Consider the following 18,518-nt stretch of genomic DNA (forward strand, 5'->3'; position numbering starts at 1 on the left):
AAGATCACGAGCCCCAGAAGAACCAGCCCAAGGAGGGAGGTCAGGATCAGATTACGAATCAACCTGTTGGGAGCTGCCGTCACGTCTGACAGGGGGACGGTAATAGAGAGGCTCCAAGGGGCAAGGTTAGATCCTAGAGGAATGGGAGTCTGTACCCTCAAAATATCTTCATTTAAGTTAATGGAATACTCAATGCAGGTTTTTTTGTCTCCGGTGGTGATTATGTTCAAGATCTCGTCCAGGTTTTTGATTTTGCCTCTTCCCACCTCTTCTAGGTTCTTTTCTACAAGGTTTTTATTTGGGTGATAGAGCATATATCCCTCGTTAGAGAAGAGGGTGTTATAGCTGTGTTCTGTAACCGAAATGGCAGTCACCTTCTCGGTGAAAGCAGCGAGATCTACGTCTAGGCCAACTACGCCGATGTTTTTCCCATCAAGTTTAATGGGGATGGAAAGAGTTGTTATAAGGTATGACTCTCCATTGTCCACATAGGAGTATCGGCAGGGTTCTTCGATCATCGGGTGCCCAGAGCGAAGGGGGCCATAATACCAATCTCCGTCCTGAAGACTCTCCTCAGTAGTATCATACGTCCGAATGATAGAGCCATTGTTGCGGACAAAAGTGCCTTCAAAACGCCCTGTCTCCTTAAATCCGTCAACTCCCGAAAATTCAGAATCCTTGCCGTCAAAGGCGTTGGGCTCAAAGACGAACCATGCTGAAAGTGCTCCAGGAGTTTGAGCCAGGATCTGACGGGTCATGTCGATGACGTCTTTCCGAGCTTCGGGGGCGGTTCGGTTACACTCTTCAAGAGACGCTGCCAGAGTTTGAGCCGTAACGACGAAGCGAGTCATCGTCTTGGAGAGCTCTTCGGCCTCTCTCTCTGCAGATGCGGTGAGAAGCTTGGTTGTCTTGGCTATGGAGTTGGTTCTCACCCTCAGAGCTGTATGGGCAATGATACTTCCCTGGATGATCACCAGAGCTCCCAACAGCACTACCAGCAATTTCCCTCGGAATCGGAGTCTTATCACTTTTACCACCTCAAATTTAAAGACATCCATTGACAGATACCATGATTATAGCATTTTTATAAGGGATATCCATTGCTATAAGAAGGGCATCTCTAAAAAGCTACAATCGAGTTTCCAGCCTCAGCTTGTTCCGCCAGAGTTCTGTCTCACCCAAACGTATTTTTGACCTGCCTGCTCCGTACCGTCGCCTTGAAGGGCACCTCCTGTGCCCTCTGTGTCCTCTCGGTTTGGGACGATGTTCGTCTCGCCCCAGTCGATACTTCACGATTGCAGGTCAAAAACACGAACCTCAAATGGGCTCCGTCGAAACGACCTGAGACGAGTTTCTGAGTTTTGAGAGGTTCCCTATAAGAATTTCTTGCCTGAATCGGAGGTGAAAGGGAGACTTCTCCATTCACAATAGTGGCGATGTTCGTTGCCATACCTTGGCGTGGGGCATGAAACGCCTGGCCGGATTAGATTAGAAAGGATAATCAAAACCAACCTGACAAAGGAGGCTGGGCGTTATAAAAAAGGCCTTTACCAGGCACTCCAAGCGCTTACAGCCTGTCATAGAGATAGGAAAGCCTTCTCTTGAGTTGAAATCGGAACAGGAAAAACGTTGTCTCTGTCCTGTATCATTTTGTTACGCTAAAATTCCATAAAGAACATTTTTATCCTTTTTCAGGAAACTCCTGTCCGAGATTTTTGTATAGCCCTTTCTCTGTAGCTGCGTCAATAGAGGGGAAGATTATGTCTAATGTTAAAAACATTTTGCCTTGTTTTTATTATAAAAAAGTGGTGTGTTTTGCGAATTCGATTAATTTCAAAGTATGTAGAGGCTTCTTGAGGCGTGTTTGATAAGAGTAAGATATTGATGTTAAATCTTCATATCCCAAATGTCTTGAGACCGTGATATGGTACAATTTTGAGATGGATTCAATTGCTTGAGTGTCTTTATTTGGGAGGTGTTATCGTGCGATTGAAGGTTTTAGGTGCTGCGGGCGAGGTGACCGGATCTAACTATATGCTGGAGGTTGGCGACAAACGAGTTATGATAGATTGTGGTCTTCACCAGGGACGGGATGACGAAAAACGGAATCGGGAGCCCTTTCATTTTGATCCGACCAGCGTTGATGCCGTGCTTTTAACGCATGCCCACATCGACCATACTGGCCGAGTCCCTCTCCTGGTCAAGCAAGGATACAAGGGCAAAGTATATGGCTCTCTTCCAGCCGTGGAGCTCACGGAGGTTTTGTGGCGGGATTCGGCCCACCTTATGGCCGAGGAAGCTAGATGGCGGTCCAAGAAAAACGCCCGAAAGGGCCTGCCTCCAGTGGAACCTCTCTTCGACGATGACGACGTGACATCCGCCCTGAAAATGTTAACCCCCGTTTCGTATGACGATAAAATCCAGGTTGTTCCAGGTCTGGAGGTCCGATTCCGTGATGCTGGTCACATTATGGGGAGTGCCATTTTGGAGATATGGCTCACCCAGGGAGATGCATCGGTGAAGATCGTTTTCAGCGGTGATCTTGGTCCCCAGAAAACGGTGATGGAGCGAACGCCCGCAGCTATCACCGAGGCTGACTATGTTGTGATTGAGTCTACTTATGGGGATCGGGAACACAAGACTAACGACGAGAGTCGAGAGGAATTTCAGACTCTCATGAAGCAGATCCTTGCTAAAAAATCCAAGGTCTATATCCCCACGTTTGTCGTTGATCGAGGCCAGAGGGTTATCTACGAACTCATGCTCCTTCAGGATCAGGGACTTGCTCAGGATGTGCCGATCTATTTCGATTCCCCCATGGGCGTGAAGGCTACTAAGATTTATGAGGAGCATCTTGATCTCTGTTCCAGCGAAATTCAGGCCTATCGACATCAGGGCAAGCATCCTTTTTCTCCGGAACGACTAACGTATGTCTCGTCTGTGGAGGATTCTCAGGCCATCAACGACGTAGATCACGCGATAATTTTGGCAGGCAGCGGCATGTGTAACGGCGGTCGGATCGTCCATCACCTGAAGCATGGAATATGGAACCCAGAGAACCACGTTGTCTTTGTGGGATATCAGGCCGTCGGCACCTTAGGACGGCGGATCGTCGAGGGGCAAAAGCAGCTTCGTATTGCAGGGGAAGACGTGATGGTTCGGGCCCAGATCCATACTATCAACGGTTTCTCGGCTCACGCTGATCGCAGGGATCTTCTGGCGTGGGCGTCTAATTTTGCCGATGCGTCACCGTCTTTTTTCGTCACTCATGGTGAGCCTAAATCGTCTGAGGCTTTGGCTAAAAGCCTCAGAGAGAAGGGCTTTCAGGCTGTGGTCCCGGTGGTTGATCAGGAGTTTGAGCTGTCGCCTAACGTCTCAGAGCGGGAAGCAAAGATCGTTGTTGCCACGCCTCAAAGCCATGTTTCGGCCTATGTGGAGGTTGCCAGATCTCTGAGCGAGATCGCCGCCATAACTGAGCGGCTCAGCGAATCGGCAGCCTCTATGGGGGACCCTGAGCAGGCTTTGCCTCTTTTGAATTCGGCGAAGGTCCTTCTGGAGACCGTCACGAACCGATCCAGGTGTTGATAGGGAGTTTTGCCTCGTGAGCTCCGTAAGACGATCAAGCTTTTTTCTCGTCTTTGTTGTCGTGCTTCTGGGGAGTATGGCCTTGATCGTGGCGGCTCGATGGGCTTTGCCGGAGGATCTCCATCGGGTGGAAAACGCCTTGCCTGCGCTGGTTGTACGCAGGCCATATGGGGTTTTTATCGGGCAGGGAGCTGTTTGGAACGGAGCGGTATTCCAGCTGCTCATTAATGATCTTGATAAAAGGGGTATAGGGCTGAGCAGCGTAGGTCCTCTTCTCAGGGTGATCCCTCTGGCCGAAAGGGCTGCCTGCATGGTCACGGTATCGTCCTCTCAGGTAGAGGTATGTGCTGCTTTTCGGTTTTGTGAGTCGGTTCAATGGGCTCTGTCTGACGGTTTTCTCTCAGCGCCGTTTCGTGAACTGTGGGGAGACGTCGTGTCTGTGCGCTTTTATAATGAAGGGCGGCAGTATTTCGCCCTTTCCGGTGCTGCTTTTGAGAAATCTCTCTATGCTACGCTGGATGGCGATCTGGTTTTGCTGGCATCGTCACGTGATCTGTTGTCTTTGATGCTCGACACCCTTTATCATCGGAAGGAGATTTTCTCGCCTGTATGGATGCTGGAACCCTTGTGGGATTCGCATCTGGAGGTTCGAGATACAGACGGTGGTTTTCACGGTGCGTGGTGTTTGTCGAACGATGAGGGGGTCTTTGAATGGTATGTTCAGGGAATTGACCACCTCAAGAGTTTTTGGGCTCCTCGCCGATGGGACGATTTTCTTCCCGAAGTGTCTCGTCCTCTGTCCTCAATGATCGGGATTGCTCAGCCTCACCGGATGGTGGTGACCATCGGCGGTCAGGCCAGGCTTCTCTCGGCTCCCTTTCCAGGGATGAGCGTTACGGTTTGGGGCGACGGTCCCGTTCGGGATGGTATTCATGATCTGTGGCAGGATATCGTCTCCTCAGGGATGGCTGGGAGTTGTGATGTCGATCTGGGGGGAGATATTGAGGTGCCATTCCCGATGGTCGTTCGTTTGGAGCCGAACAGGTCATTTATTGCCTTGGGGCGATCCGAGGTCATGGATTCATTGATGCCCCGGGAGCTGGACGATGTTATTCCTGGTCCTTGGAGGTTGAGTCTTCTCTGGGGGCACGTGGAAGGGGCACTTTGTGCCAAGGCTCTGGAGGGGATGATCAAGTCAGAGGGAATTGTCTTTCCGTCGGTTTGGGGGCAATCACCCTTCGCCTATCGATCGTCTTTGATCGCTTTAACTCGATGGCTTCGATCAGTGGGAACTCTCTCGTTCGTGGTTCCCGAGATCGATAGAGGAATTCTTTTGTGGAAAGAACCATGACGGCCGTATAACCGTCCGTGTTTGGAGGCTTCTGTATATGAGCGAAAATGGGTTTACGATTCTTGAGGAACGGGGATATATCGAGTGGAGCAGCCATCCCCAGGAAATGGAGGCCCTGTTTCAGGAGGGGCGAGTCACGGCTTATGTGGGGTTTGATCCCACGGCGGACAGTCTTCATGTCGGGCACCTTGTTCCCCTGATGGGTTTGGCCTGGCTTCAGCGTCTGGGGCATAGGCCTATTCTTCTGGCCGGTGGTGGGACGGGCATGATCGGCGATCCCTCGGGGAAGAGTAAGGAACGAAACCTTCTGTCCATTGAGCAGATTCGCTCCAACGTGGAGGCTGTTAAGGAGCAGCTTGCCCACTTTGTGAGCTTCGATTCGGGGGAGACTGGGGCGATTTTGGTCAACAACTACGACTGGTTGAGTTCCATATCCTTTCTCGACTTTCTGCGAGATGTGGGAAAGCATTTTACTGTAAATTATATGGTGGCCAAGGAACATGTTCGTTCGAGGCTGACCAACCCGGATAAGAGCATTTCCTTTACCGAGTTTTCTTATACTCTGCTTCAGGCGTACGATTTTCTCCATCTTCACCGGACGTACGGGTGTCGACTTCAGATGGGAGGGAACGATCAGCAGGGGAACATCGTGTCGGGGTTGGACCTGATCCGGAAGACGGATGGGGCTCAGGTGTACGGCACTACCAATCCGCTGTTGCTCACCTCTTCGGGGACAAAATTTGGCAAAACTGAAGAGGGAGCGGTATGGCTCGATCCCAAGAGGACATCGCCGTACCGGTTCTATCAGTTTTGGGTGAACACCGAAGACGTTCAGGTTGAAACGCTGCTTAAGCTCTTCACTTTTATGCCCTTAGACGAGATTGCTCGTATTATGGAGCTCCACAGGGAGGCTCCCGAACGTCGAGAGGCCCAGAAAGCTTTGGCTTTCGCCGTTACAGCCTTGCTTCACGGACGAGGAGCTGCCCAAACCTCTCGACGAGCCAGCGATATTCTCTTCGGTGGAGGCTTTGATCCTGTGGATCTTTCTTCCGATATGATGGAGATTCTGGCCTCGGAGGCACCTTTTTCTCGGGTGTCCATTCCATCAGCGTTGCCCGATCTCATGGTGGCAGCTCAGGCGGCCAGTAGCAAAGGCGAGGCTCGACGACTGGTGTGCGGTGGTGGCGTTTCGTTGAATGGGCGGCGTATCGACGACGACCGTCTGGAGGTCGATTCTTCCTGGCTGTTGGAGTCTGGGTATCTCTTTTTGAAGGTAGGGAAGCGGCGGTTTTTCGTCGTTCAGGCTGAGAACCTGTAGTTTTACAAATTCTCCCGAAAAGGAGGTCGTGCCGATGCGGTCGAATGGGTGGGTGTGGTTTCTTTCAGAGTCTCTTCGTTACTGGGAAATTTTATCAATTGGTCTCACTGCTCGTCAGTTGGGGGCCGATGGTCTGCGACTGACGGTCATCTCCGGGAGCGGTTTTTTCCCGAGCTCGCTTGTGGACGTCGTCTCTTGGAAGAGCCTGAGTGGCTTCCGCCGTGCCCGTATCGCTTCGACCTATGGTCAGCTTTGGCATCTTTGGGGACAGCAGCCTCGATGGTGGCCTTTGGTTCGTGCTCGCTCCTTAACGGTACACTCTCTGAAAGGGGGCAACGAATCCTGGCAGGGCCATCCTGCCGAGTTTTCAAGTGTTTCTGAGGCGGCTGAGGATGTCAACGTCTGGCGTCCTGCCTTCGAGAGGGATTTGGCCTGGGGGCGTCCTGAGGACGATCAGGGAGAACCTATGGCGCTTGTTGTTTTTCCCAGCTCGACGGCCCGCCCGGATAGATCTGTCATGGATTTTTTATCACGAGACTTTCCCTGGCCTCTCGTTAAGCTCTCAGATCAAGCGGGAGCCCTCTTCGGGGCCGTGGGCGTCGTGAGCGAGACCGAGGCGGTTCGCTTTCTCTCCAATAGAGGACGGCTTCTGGTCCTTCCAGGAGTCGATGTGTCCACGGCTATCCTGGCTGCCTTTGCCTCGTTATATGGAGTTCCTACCGTGTCACCTTGGTCACCTCTGTTGGACGATCTTTTGGGGCCTGATGGGTATATTCCCCTCAGGAGAAACGAGCTTCCCAAACCGTTGGAGGTGATCGGTGATTTGGGTCGTCAGGCGGCTATCCAGGGACGTCACAGGATTCATGATCGTTGCTCGTCTCGGGAGTCTGCTGAAACTCTTCAGAATATCTACCGGACTTTGTCGGAGGGGCGCCGATGAGCCTACGGGTTCGGTTCGTCGAAGTTCTTCGGCGGATTCTGGCCCATCCAGGCTGGCGTGGTTGGGTTCTGTTTTGGGTTCTTCGAGGGCTGGTGGGGCTTGTTTCTCCCAGATCGGATATCTCTTTGGACAATCTGGCTCGGGCGTATCCCCAAAAAAGTCCGCATTGGCATCGACGGATTCTGAACGCGATGTACGACCACTTCAGCTGGATGGCTGTAGAATACCTGGCTTTGATCGACGATCCGTCACAGGCTCTCCGGTGGGTTCGTCGGGTTCGAGGGCGAGAGTTTTTGGACTCCTTGCTTCGACGGGGCGAGGGCTGTGTGATTTTGGCTGGCCACGGTGGGAATTGGGAGCTTCTCTCCGCATGGTTGTGTCAAAGTGGGTATCCTCTGTACGCAGCGGTTCGGGATCCGAATCTCTGCGATTTTGCCGAGCTCATGGAGCGATACCGCAGGACTGTGGGACTTCGGACCCTTCGAAGGGAACGTCAGGGAGTGAGGGAGATGTTCCGGCTTCCCAGAGAAGGTGGTTTCCTGGGATTGGTCGCCGATCAGGATGGGGGCCCCCTCGGAGTTCCGGTCCGTTTCTTTGGACGATGGTGTTCCATGCCTGGTGGTCCGGCGTCGATTGCGGCGGTCGCTCGGGTTCCTGTGGTCCCTCTGTCCATTCAAAGGCTTGCTCCGTTTGTTCACGAGGTGACTATTGAAGAGCCTCTGTATCCGCTTGAGGGGGTAAGCCGAAAAAAACAGATGACGATCCTTTCTCAGCGACTGAGTTCCGTTTTGGAGGACATGGTTCGTCGCAAGCCTGATGAATGGCTCTGGATGCATCGACGATGGAAAACTAAACTTTTCCCTTCGGTGACCGATGTTTGAAGTCCTACAGTGAAGGTGGTATTCTATAAGCCTAGGGAGGTGAGGGCGGTATGATCGTCTATGAACTGATGACAAACGGAGACGCGGTCAGATTGCCCGGTCTGCCTTTCTTCGAAAGTGTCCCCGGGGTTGATGAGCCTCGGGTTGTTTTGTTGATGCCCTATAATCGTCTTCTCGTGGGGTTCTGTTACGGAGGAGCATACGAACGTTGGCTGTGGGGAAAACCAGGCGATATCGATAGCTGGCAGGAGGCGTTCATATACGATAGATTGCCGAGCACTTTCGACACTGGAGATGTGGTCATCTCGGTAAGCAGCGAGGTAACGAGTCGTCTTCGGTCTCATCTGTTGTCCGAACTACCTCCGCCGGGAAATCACGGCGATACCATGTTCGTCTTGAGAGACCTTTTGGGAGCGGCTTTCCCCATGGACCAAGACGATCTTTGGGATGACGAAGAGGGAGTCTTGGCCTCTTTGTTTAACTTAGGGGAGTTCCGTTACCTCTATTGGGGTGTCCGCAAAGCGCTTTCTTTAGGCGATCACTCCATGGTCGGTCGGGTGAAGATATGGGCTCGGCGGGGTGTCGACGTGTTTCGAGATATTGCTGAACCTCCTAAGATGTGGATGTCTGTAGGAGAACTTCCAGGTAACAAAGGGCTGGCAGAGCTGGAATCCCTGCTTTTCAAACCTGAGCAGCTTCGGCGAATGAATCTGGAAAAGAGTGGTTCCGTTGTCTTTCGGGGCGATACAGGATATCTGGTCCGTTTTGAGGGACAGCGCCCTTTCGGTGAGATTGCCGTAACGGTGTGGATGTACTTTCCCACGCCTATCTGGGAGGAGATGAAGGATCGCCGGGGACTTCGAGCTCAAGAGATCGTGATCCTTTCATGGGGATATCTGGACGCTTTGGAAGCTACCAGGGAGCTGGAGCGATACGGACGTCCTCAGTCTTTGGAGGAAATTATACAGGTTAAAAGCTAATCGGTCAGGGAGTTTTCTGAACATAAAACTCAATCTCAAGGGAATCTCTGAAAACGCAGAAACTCGCCTCAGGTCGTTTCGACGGAGCCCATTTGAGGTTCGTGTTTTTGACCTGCTATCGTGAAGTATCATCACCTGGGGCGACATCCTGTCGCCCCAAGCTGAGAGGGCATGGGAGGTGCCCCTCGATGCGACGGTACGGAGCAGGTAGGTCCAAAGTTACGTTTGGGCGAGACAGGGCACTGAGGGAACGACCTGATGCAGGTTTTTAGAGGTGCCCTAGAGAGATTGAAGAGTATTCAGGCAGAGATCCTTTGTTTTTTCTTTAAAATGAGCTCTAAACGGCCTTAGAGGGAGCTATTCACGCTTAAAGGGGGGCTAGCGGTTTTTGTTTCATCCCTTTTATGCGGTACAATGGCGCTAGAGGGGAAGGGCATCCGATCTCCTCTTTTGGTCTGAGTATCGGTAACGTGTTTCAGCTCTATTTCAGCGATACTCGAGGTAGTTGGAAAACAACGAGAGTAAGGGTTGATGCCATTGATGGAATCGAAGTACGAACGATACTCCGACCGTTTTCCATCAGCTCAGAGAGGAGTGAGGTACATCGAAACGTCGAATACCCCACAATTGCATAGGACCGTTTTGATGCTGTCGTCGGATGACGAGGGCAATTAGGGAAGGCTTATTCCCTTGTATATGATTATCATAAGCGAGGAGGGCTCGTGAGCCCCCCTCGCTGTTTTTGGAGATGGGGATGGTGGTATAATCGATCGATCATGCCCTTTTTGAGGGGTGTAAAAGGGGGATTCCCGTGGACCAGTCGTATATGCGACGAGCCGAGGAGCTTCATCGATCTCGTATCGTGGTAGACGCTCATTTCGATCTTCTCATGGAGGTGTTGGCCAAGAGAGAAGCTGGGCGCCGGAACGTCATGGAGGACGATATCCTGCCAGCTATGAGGGAGGCTGGTTTAGACCTGGTGGTCTCGTCCATCTTTATCGAAGACCAATTCCTTCCAGAGATGGCCTTACGTCGGGCTCTGGATCAGATCGCAGCTTTTCACCAGGAGCTGGATGAATGTGGTCATCTGGTAAGCCTGTGTCGTTCCTGGGGCGATGTGGAGAGAGCTCGGGCGCAGGGGAAATTAGCGGTGATTCTCTCCTTTGAGGGGGTTGAGCCCCTGGGCAACGATCTTCGGCTTCTGCGCGTATTCTACGAGCTGGGGGTACGGGGGATCGGTCTGGTCTGGAGTCGTCGTAATTTCGCAGGGGACGGGTGTTTTTTTGTTCCTCGGCGTGAGGGACAAAAGGGGGGACTCACCGATTTCGGCGTTGCTCTTCTGGATGAGGCCCGAGACCTGAACATGTTTATCGACGTCAGTCATCTGAACGACGAGGGTTTCTGGGACGTGACCAGATTCTGGGATGGTCCCTTTGTGGCTTCTCACTCCAATTGCCGGGCTCTTGCGGGAAGTATGCGAAACCTGACCGACGATCAGATCATGGCGTTGGCAGATCATGGCGGCGTCATGGGGATGAACTGCTGTAGTTCCTTCGTGGTTGATCAGGGCTTCGGAGTTGCATCACCGGCGAGACTGGCGGACCATGTGGATCACATTCGAGATCTGGTGGGGCTTGAACACGTGGGGTTCGGCTTCGATTTCTGTGACTGGATCCGACAGAGCAGAGGTGACACGAGTACGACCTGTGACTGTGTTCCCGGCTATGGCGGGGCAGTCGCTTTCACCGCTGAACTCCTCTTCAGAGGATACGCAGATGAGCAGGCAGCGGCGATCATTGGTGGTAACTGGGCTCGGGTCTACGGGGCGTTATTGCCATAGGTTAGAGAGAGGCCCCCGTTTCCGGGAGCCATCTCGTAGCAGTCAGTAGGTCCACTGAAAATCCGGGAGCCCTGCATCGACGATACGCTGCCGAATATCCTCGGCGATGATCGCGAGATCCTCGGGGGTTTTGCCCTCGCATCTTGTGGCCAGAACCGGTTGGGTGTTGGATGCCCGGATCAGTCCCCAGCCCTTTCCGTCGGGGTAGACAATGCGGAGGCCATCCACGGTGATGGCCTGGTATTTCTCAAGGGCCTTGGCTGTGATCCCTTTCATGACTTGGAATTTCTGATCGTCGGGACAGTCAACCCGGATTTCTTCAGTGTGGTAGTACACTGGCATGTCTGACAGCATTTCTGATAGGGAACGGTCGCTGTTGGACAGGATGCGGAGCAGACGTCCGGCGGCATAGAACGAGTCGTCGTAGCCGTAGTACTCGTCGGCAAAGAAGATATGCCCCGAGTACTCCCCCGAGAATAGGGCACCACGGCGTTTCATCTCGGCCTTGATAAGGGAGTGTCCGGCCTTGTAATAGTAGGGTTCTCCACCCAGTCGGCGAACTTCGTCCTCAAGCGCTTGGGAGCACTTCACCTCGATTATGGCAATGGCTCCCGGATGTTTAGGAAGGATCTCTCGCCAGAAGAAGGCCATGAGCATGTCCCCCCAGATGATCTCTCCTTTGTCGTCCACTACTCCGATTCGGTCGGCATCTCCGTCGAAACCGACGCCCACGTCAGCACCATGTTCCCGAACAGCCTTGATGAGGTCCTGCATGTTGGCCCGTTTCTGAGGATCGGGATGGTGGTTGGGAAAGGCTCCGTCGGGCTCACAGTAGAGAGGGATCACCTCACATCCCAGACGCTCCAGGAACTGAACGATCCTGAGGGCTGCCGTCCCATTGGCGGCATCGGCGGCCACCTTGAGTCTTTTTGGTCCCAGAACTATTTTTTCTTGGAGCATGTCGAGGTAAGAATCCCAAAGGTCCTCTCGGCGGACTGAACCGGGCTTGGATGCCATGTCCATGTCGTCGGCCTCAACCATCCTGCGGATGACCTGGATTTCCTCTCCGTAGAGTGTCGATTTCCCGAAGGCCAGTTTGAGGCCGTTCATGTCCTTGGGATTGTGGCTGCCGGTGATCATGACGGCACCGTCCAGGTTGTGATGAAACAGGCTCCAGTACAGCAGGGGACTGGTTACGGTCCCGATATCCAGTACGTCGATTTCCGTCTCGTTCAGCCCTTGGATCACGTCTTTTCTAATCCGTTCTGTGGAGAACCGGACATCGCCTCCCACGGAAGCTCGGACCACCCCTTTACGCCGAAGGTAGGTGCCGTATGCTCGGGCGATGGCCAGGACGTTGGCCGACGACAGATCGGTATCTGCTACACCTCGGATATCGTATTCCCTGAAAATAGTGGTGGGGATCCTCATAGGACGCTCACTCCTTTGTGATCGTACAAATATTTTCCATTCCTGTTCAAGTATACGTCAAAAGCAACCGTTCCGTCGATAAACAGTCCGAAAACGTGGGATGGCGTAGAGAGAAGAGGGAGGGGGGAACAAAAATGTGGAATGGTGCGCTGGTGGTACTGCCTTTGGGGATTGTCATGGTTGTGGGGTGGTGGCTTCGCCGTTTTCAGGTGCTTTCATCCAAAGGTGTGGAAGAGATGAACCGTACCCTGTATTGGGTGGTCCTGCCAGCCATCTTGTTTCGGGCGACGGTAACGGTTGATCCGATTCATTTTACAAATTTCGCTTTTATGGCTGCCCTCTACGGCCCTTTCCTTATCCTTCCCGTCTTTGCCTGGGGGTTGGCCCGACTGAGAGGCTTCCCGAGAGAACGATTGGCTGTCTCGGTCCTCGTGTCGGTTCGGGGAAACAACGTTTTTCTGGGCTTGCCGGTCATTACCGTGGCTTTGGGGGAAGCTGGGCTTGTCTGGTATGCTGTCTACATGGCTTTGGCTCTCGTGGTCTATCAGCTCATCTCCATCGTATCGGTACAGATCGCTCTTTCGGGCAGTGTGTCGCTCCGAACCCTGACTGGCGCACTGAAAAAACTGATGATTAATCCCCTGGTTCTGGCCTGTGTGGCGGGAGTCATCGGTGCTTTTATCGGCTTTCGACTCCCAAGCTGGCTGGACCAGAGCTTGTGCATCCTTGGGCACACAGGCAGTGGTGTGGCTCTGGTCGGTTTAGGGGCCTCCCTGAAACTGGGAAACCTCCTGTCCTCTCTGGGCCGGGTCTGGAACGACCTTTTGGTTCGCTTGATCCTCTCCCCCCTTCTTACCTGGGGGGCCTTGAGCCTTTTCTCTCTGGATCCCATGTTGGTGCGGACTTCGGTGCTCATGGCCGCTATGCCGGCGGCGGTGGACAATTTTGTTCTGGCCCAGGGGATGGGCATGGATCACGAGGCTGCTGGAGAGATTATCGTCGCGTCCACAGTCTGGTTTGTTGCGACCACTGCTTTCTGGCTTTACCTTTTAGGGCTCTAGCCTTTGTGTATCTGAGGACATGGTACGATACGAGGAGTGTGTTGAGGGGGAGCGGGTGTCCTGTGAGATTGCAGCAAGATCGGTATATTCTTCTGGTCCTTTCTTTTTCCTTATTCTGCTGTATGTTGGGAGTCGGGGTCATCAGTCCTATACTGCCACTGTATGCCGTTCAACTCGGTGCTGGAGGGGGTCTTCTCGGGTTGGTCCTGGGGATTTTTTCCCTGTCTCGATTGGGCTGTTCGCTGGTCGCCGGAGGGTTGGCCGACCGATTGGAGCGAAAGTACCTGATCCTCTTTGGTCTGTCGGTGTACACTCTGTCCTCTGTGGCGTATCTGGCGGTCACCTCCGTGTGGCACATGGTGGCCATTCGGTTTTTCAACGGTATGGGATCGGCCTTCGTCATTCCCGTGGCTATGTCCATCGGCTCGGATGTCTCGAAAAAAGGGGGAGAGGGAAAATTTTTCGGTTTCCTTCAGATGGCGTTGTTCGCTGGCATCGGCACGGGCCCCCTGATCAGCGGGCTGATGGCCGACTGGCTTGGATTGCAGGCACCCTTTTTAGTTATGACGTCGTTGACGTTGATGGCTCTCGTAGGGGTCGCCTGGGGGCTGCCGACGGGGTTGCCCGTGAGTTCTTCGTCTCACGTCGGGTCGATGAAAGTTTACAGGGCCTTGTTGAGAGACCCCGTACTTTGTCGGGTGTACGTCTATCAGTTTTCCTCAGCTCTGGGGCGGGGATCCATGCTTATGTTTTTGCCCCTTATCGCATCCGAAGCTCACCTGACCTTTTTCAAGATCGGCGTTGTTCTGTCAATCGTGTCTCTGACGACGGGGTTCTTGCAGCGATTCACCGGCCTTTTAGCTGATCGAATGCCGAAAAACCGACTGGTTTGGGTGGGGGGAACTATCACGTCGGGTATCCTCTTCATGATGCCCGCCTTTCGCTCGTTCCCGTCCCTCTTGCTTGGAGCGTTGATCTTTGGCCTGGGGGCTGCCACCAGCTCTCCGTCCATCATATCAATGGCAGCCATTCGGGGACGTGTCTTCGGGACCGGTCGAACCATGGGAATGTTCAACATCGCTTTCGGACTGGGGATGACTCTGGGGCCTTTGTTGGCAGGATACATTCGGGAGGTGGGTATTCTTTCATCTCCCTTTGTCCCTATCGGGGGTATCCTCTTGGGATGTACCTCGTTGTTTATTTTTGACCATCCCTTTAGGGGGCTGGACGACCTGGTGGAGGAGGGCGGCCCATGCGTATGAGAACCGAGCGGGAAGAGATCGTGCGTTATGGCATGAAGCTGCTGGAAGAAGGTCTGACCACCGGAACAGGCGGAAATCTGAGTGTCTTTCATCGGGCCTCGGGAATCGTGGCCTTGAGCCCTTCGGGAATTCCCTACAGAGAGACGCAACCCGAGGATGTTGTCCTTATGACCTCTGAGGGCGACTTTGTGGATAGGGCCCATCGAATCCCCACCAGCGAGTGGGAGCTTCATCTGACTTTGTACAGGAAGCGTCCTGACATCTCGGCGGTGGTCCACTGCCACTCGGACTACGCTACGGCCGTCTCCTGTCTGGGTGTGGACTTGCCTGCGGTGAACTACATGGTGGCAGTCGTAGGGGATAAAGTACCCCTGACCCCCTTCGGTGTGTACGGGACGAGGGATCTGGCTGAGAAGGTCGCCGACAACATCGGCGGTTACGACGGAGCCCTTATGGCCAATCACGGTCAGGTGGCTCTGGGGCAAACTCTCAAGGCGGCATTCACCGTGGCCCTCAACGTGGAGTACGTGGCCAGGCTCTATATTTTGGCGAAAAGCGTGGGAGAGCCGAGCCTCCTTTCCAGGGATGACATAAAGAGAACCCGAGAGCGGTTTCGGTCCTACGGTCAGGAGCGGCAGTAAGCTCGACTGTTCGTAGAACGGAATGGCACGGATTCGTAGGAGAATCCGTGCCATTCCGTTCTGTGCCGTTGTTCTCCATTGAGGTCGGCCTTCGTGGAACTAGTCTCCGATGATTGTGAGCGACTTGTCGTAGCTGTTCAGGACCTCACATCCCGAGTCGGTGACCAGAACCAGATCCTCGATGCGGACGCCGAACTCCCCGGGGATGTAGATCCCCGGCTCGACGGAGAAGATCATACCTTCCTCCAGAACATCGGTGTTTGCCGCCGACACGTCGCCGTGCTCGTGGACGTCGATGCCGATGGAATGCCCCGTCCTGTGGGTGAAATACTGGCCGAACCCAGCAGTGCTGATGTGCTCTCGGGCGGCGTTGTCCACGTCGCAGAATCGGACGCCTGGCTTAACCGTGTCGATCCCCTTCTGGTTGGCCTCCCGTACCAGGGCGTACACGTCCTTCGCCTTCTGGGAAACCTTTTTATAGAAGACGGTCCTGGTCATGTCGGAGCAGTAGGAATCCTTAACACAGCCGATGTCTATGATGACGCTGTCTCCCTCGGAGACCATGGAACCGTCGATCTCGTGGTGCGGGTCGGCACAGTTTTTCCCGTACCCGATGATGGGGTTGAAGGAAAAACCCTCGGTCCCCAGATCCTCGTAGATGGTGGCCAGCTTTTGCCCCATCTCCTTCTCGGAGAATTGCCCCGTTCCCACCATAGGGATCATCATCCCCATGGACTGATCGTTGAGCACAGAGGCTTTTCGCATACGCGCTCTTTCTGCCTCGTCCTTCCTCATGCGAACGGCGTCCACCACGGACGATCCGTTGACGTACGTGGCGGCAGACTTCAGCTCCTGAAGCCTGAGCAGAAACCTGGAGGGCCAGACCTTGTCGATGCCGATCGTGTCCTTTTCTCCCACCAGCAAGGCAATCTTCTCCACGGGGTCCTGGGTGTCGTCGTACCACACGATATCCAGCCCGAGGTCGTCATGGAGGGGGAAAAGTTCGTTGTTGACAAGCTTATGCTCGCCCTTGGAGTTCAAGTAGAGCACCAACAGCCGTTCGCCGGTGTGCATCCACTTTCCCGTCAGATAGAACACACTGCTTGGATCGGACACCAGAATGGAGGAAACTCCCTTTTGCTTCATGTGGTCCAGGATCTTGTTTGTCCGTTGTTCGTTCATCGTGGGTCGTCTCCTTTGGGGTGAGATTGGTGGGCCTATCCTTTGGTAGAACACATATTTGGGGTTCAATCCATGAAGGCCGGCAACCTGATAATTCGAAAATAGCGAAAGTACGATTCTCTACTGTATGGAAGTGATGAACTTCCCCTATAACGTCACTCGACTCTCGTGCCTGATACTACGACCATGGACTTTGTGCTCCATGTCAAAATAACGTCAATTACCCTGCGAATCAAGGGGGATCTCTAAAAATACAGCTCTTTGATTCTAGAGCAGAGATCCGTACCACAAGAAACCCCGTGCGTAAAAGCAAGAAACCTGTCCAACTTTTCAACGTCCTGTAGTTTTTCCATCTTTAGATGTGCCTCAGGCAATCATGGCAGCTAGACAGATCTCTTACAGCTCTTTTGTACCTGTTCCCGATCCCCTTTCTATGAGAAGTTTGTCTGGTACTTTTTATGTGTCAAGATTGCAAAGAATTGGAATTCGAGGAGATGCCCTTTTATGATAGTACTCATTGAATGGTAAGGCACCGGGTGTGTCGGTGTTTGCTATGGCTTTGTTTTACAACGTGCAGAGCAATGGCAAATGTACTCGTATCGTTTTTTTAGGTATAATAGAATCAAAAATATGGTCAAATATGATTAAAACAAGGACTAATTGCCCCCATGTAGTGGTTTTGTTCAAAAAATCGTTTCATTGAAGTCAGTGCCCCTGCCAGTAAGCCTACCGTTATCTATAACTATACGAACGATAGTGATCGAACTGTTTATAAAAATGTATTGAGCGAAATAGGCAAGGTTGGGATCAATCCTTATTTTAATGCTGTGGTTGATGTCTCACTAAAATATCCTGCCCAAAAACATGTCATACAAACGATTCTTGCAGTGAATGAGACGAAGCCTGTGTGGTTTACAGAGGTATGGTTGATGCCTAGCATCATAAATATGAAAAAAAGATTCCAAATGCTAAAAAAGAAAACGGTTGCTGGAGGTGTATCTTGAGAATATCTTGGGTTTTGTTGATAAGAATAATCATAGAATACATCTCGCCGTTCTTTACGGAACACTTTTTTCTTAATTCCTCGGATAGATTGTCAATTGATAAAGCTTTGAAAAATGGAGCAAGGATTCAAGCGCTCCATATATACAAGAATTTTATCGCGACCCATTAGACAGATGAAGTACTGGAAACAACAGAATGACCGATATTATTCAACATAAATAAGCTCGATGTTTATCGTGGAATTTGTGTTCATCTTGTGCTGAAGAATAGGAAGAAGTAGCTAAAGGAGGCTGAAAATAATGAATACAACAAAAGGGACAAAAGAGCAAAAACCAATGCCCTGGGTCGCTTTTCAGGTTATGAGAATGGTCATGAATATAAGGATTAATTTTAGGAATATTGAAGGAGAGATTAATTTTGCAGGCATTGAAAAGGGGCTCTTTATCCTTGATTTCGGATGTGGTCTTGGGTTTAATACCATTCCAGCTGCGAAAGCGGTGGGTGAAGAAGGACGGGTTTTTGCCCTTGATCTAAGCGAGCAAGCTATAAAAATCGTTGAGAAGAAGGTCTATAAGAATGGGTTAAATAACGTTCAGGTCATCCAGTCTGGCTGCGATACGGGGCTGGAAGATAAGAGTATTGATTTAGTTTATCTGCATAACACTTTGCCTTTTATTGAGGAAAAACAGAGGGTCCTGGGTGAAATAACCCGGGTGATCAAAACGGGAGGAAGGTTGTCCTATATGAGCCGTGCCGGCTCCAGAATTTATGGGAAAAACCCTATAAGCGAATCAAAGCTCAAGGGGATTTTGAGCTCTGATTTTACTTTGAAAATGGAAAAGGAGGGGCATTTGGTTTTTGAACGGACCTCCTGATTGATGGTTTAATTCGTGTAATTTAAAACAACAGGGGTGTTGATAGATCAAGTACGATCGAATGAACGTTCACAAATGTATCAAATTGTCCCCCAGCATATGGTATGTGTGGGGGTGAAGAAGCATACCTGTACACTCTGCCTGTGATCCGAAACTGGTAAAACTA

14 protein-coding genes are annotated in these 18,518 nt (G+C 52.2%); 11 read left to right on the forward strand and 3 right to left on the reverse strand.

The annotated features are described in order from the left end of the window. Positions 1-1,028 (reverse strand): chemotaxis protein (locus tag CSA35_07770; protein PIE54055.1); only part of this gene is annotated, 1,028 nt, incomplete at its 3' end. A 955-nt stretch (positions 1,029-1,983) separates the two neighbouring features. On the opposite strand from CSA35_07770, the gene CSA35_07775 reads away from it, so the two are divergent. From CSA35_07775 to CSA35_07805, 7 genes are all read left to right on the forward strand, one after another. Beyond that, positions 1,984-3,585: an MBL fold hydrolase gene (locus CSA35_07775; protein PIE54056.1), complete on the forward strand. Its 1,602-nt coding sequence runs from the start codon at positions 1,984-1,986 to the stop codon at positions 3,583-3,585. A gap of 16 nt (positions 3,586-3,601) precedes the next feature. Next, entirely contained in the window at positions 3,602-4,936 is a 1,335-nt protein-coding gene (locus tag CSA35_07780) for a hypothetical protein (protein ID PIE54057.1), read from the forward strand. A gap of 37 nt (positions 4,937-4,973) precedes the next feature. Continuing rightward, the gene (locus CSA35_07785) at positions 4,974-6,254 is read left to right on the forward strand and encodes a tyrosine--tRNA ligase (GenBank protein PIE54058.1); all 1,281 of its coding nucleotides are present in this window, start codon (positions 4,974-4,976) and stop codon (positions 6,252-6,254) included. Between the two features lie 34 nt (positions 6,255-6,288). Further along, positions 6,289-7,194 carry a hypothetical protein gene (locus CSA35_07790; protein ID PIE54059.1) on the forward strand — a complete coding sequence of 302 codons (906 nt, stop codon included), beginning with the start codon at positions 6,289-6,291 and terminating at the stop codon, positions 7,192-7,194. Beyond that, positions 7,191-8,075, forward strand: coding sequence for a hypothetical protein (locus CSA35_07795; GenBank protein ID PIE54060.1), 885 nt, complete (start codon positions 7,191-7,193; stop codon positions 8,073-8,075). The genes CSA35_07790 and CSA35_07795 overlap by 4 nt, the downstream gene beginning before the upstream one ends. Before the next feature lie 50 nt (positions 8,076-8,125). Beyond that, positions 8,126-9,055, forward strand: a complete 930-nt coding sequence (locus CSA35_07800) for a hypothetical protein (protein ID PIE54061.1) — start codon at positions 8,126-8,128, stop codon at positions 9,053-9,055. Between the two features lie 826 nt (positions 9,056-9,881). Continuing rightward, positions 9,882-10,895: a membrane dipeptidase gene (locus CSA35_07805; protein ID PIE54102.1), complete on the forward strand. Its 1,014-nt coding sequence runs from the start codon at positions 9,882-9,884 to the stop codon at positions 10,893-10,895. A 42-nt stretch (positions 10,896-10,937) separates the two neighbouring features. Here CSA35_07805 and CSA35_07810 read toward each other — a convergent pair whose 3' ends face one another. Next, positions 10,938-12,326, reverse strand: coding sequence for a phosphomannomutase (locus CSA35_07810; protein ID PIE54062.1), 1,389 nt, complete (start codon positions 12,324-12,326; stop codon positions 10,938-10,940). 134 nt (positions 12,327-12,460) lie between these two features. Between CSA35_07810 and CSA35_07815 the strand changes: the two genes are divergently transcribed. The 3 genes from CSA35_07815 to CSA35_07825 all read left to right on the forward strand — a co-directional run bounded on the left by CSA35_07815 (position 12,461) and on the right by CSA35_07825 (position 15,290). Further along, on the forward strand, positions 12,461-13,387 hold the full coding sequence (locus CSA35_07815; protein PIE54103.1) for a transporter: 927 nt from the start codon (positions 12,461-12,463) through the stop codon (positions 13,385-13,387). Positions 13,388-13,449: 62 nt separating this feature from the next. Then, positions 13,450-14,649 (forward strand): MFS transporter, encoded by a 1,200-nt coding sequence (locus CSA35_07820; GenBank protein PIE54063.1) that lies wholly within the window; start codon positions 13,450-13,452, stop codon positions 14,647-14,649. Then, on the forward strand, positions 14,640-15,290 hold the full coding sequence (locus CSA35_07825) for a fuculose phosphate aldolase (GenBank protein PIE54064.1): 651 nt from the start codon (positions 14,640-14,642) through the stop codon (positions 15,288-15,290). The genes CSA35_07820 and CSA35_07825 overlap by 10 nt, the downstream gene beginning before the upstream one ends. A gap of 99 nt (positions 15,291-15,389) precedes the next feature. On the opposite strand, the gene CSA35_07830 is transcribed toward CSA35_07825, so the two are convergent. Beyond that, positions 15,390-16,472 (reverse strand): peptidase M24 family protein, encoded by a 1,083-nt coding sequence (locus tag CSA35_07830; protein PIE54065.1) that lies wholly within the window; start codon positions 16,470-16,472, stop codon positions 15,390-15,392. Positions 16,473-17,776: 1,304 nt separating this feature from the next. Between CSA35_07830 and CSA35_07835 the strand changes: the two genes are divergently transcribed. Next, entirely contained in the window at positions 17,777-18,352 is a 576-nt protein-coding gene (locus tag CSA35_07835) for a hypothetical protein (protein PIE54066.1), read from the forward strand. The last annotated feature ends 166 nt before the right edge of the window (positions 18,353-18,518 follow it).

It is taken from the genome of Dethiosulfovibrio peptidovorans, from assembly GCA_002748665.1.
In the GTDB taxonomy this organism is placed as follows: Bacteria; Synergistota; Synergistia; order Synergistales; family Dethiosulfovibrionaceae; genus Dethiosulfovibrio; species Dethiosulfovibrio peptidovorans_A.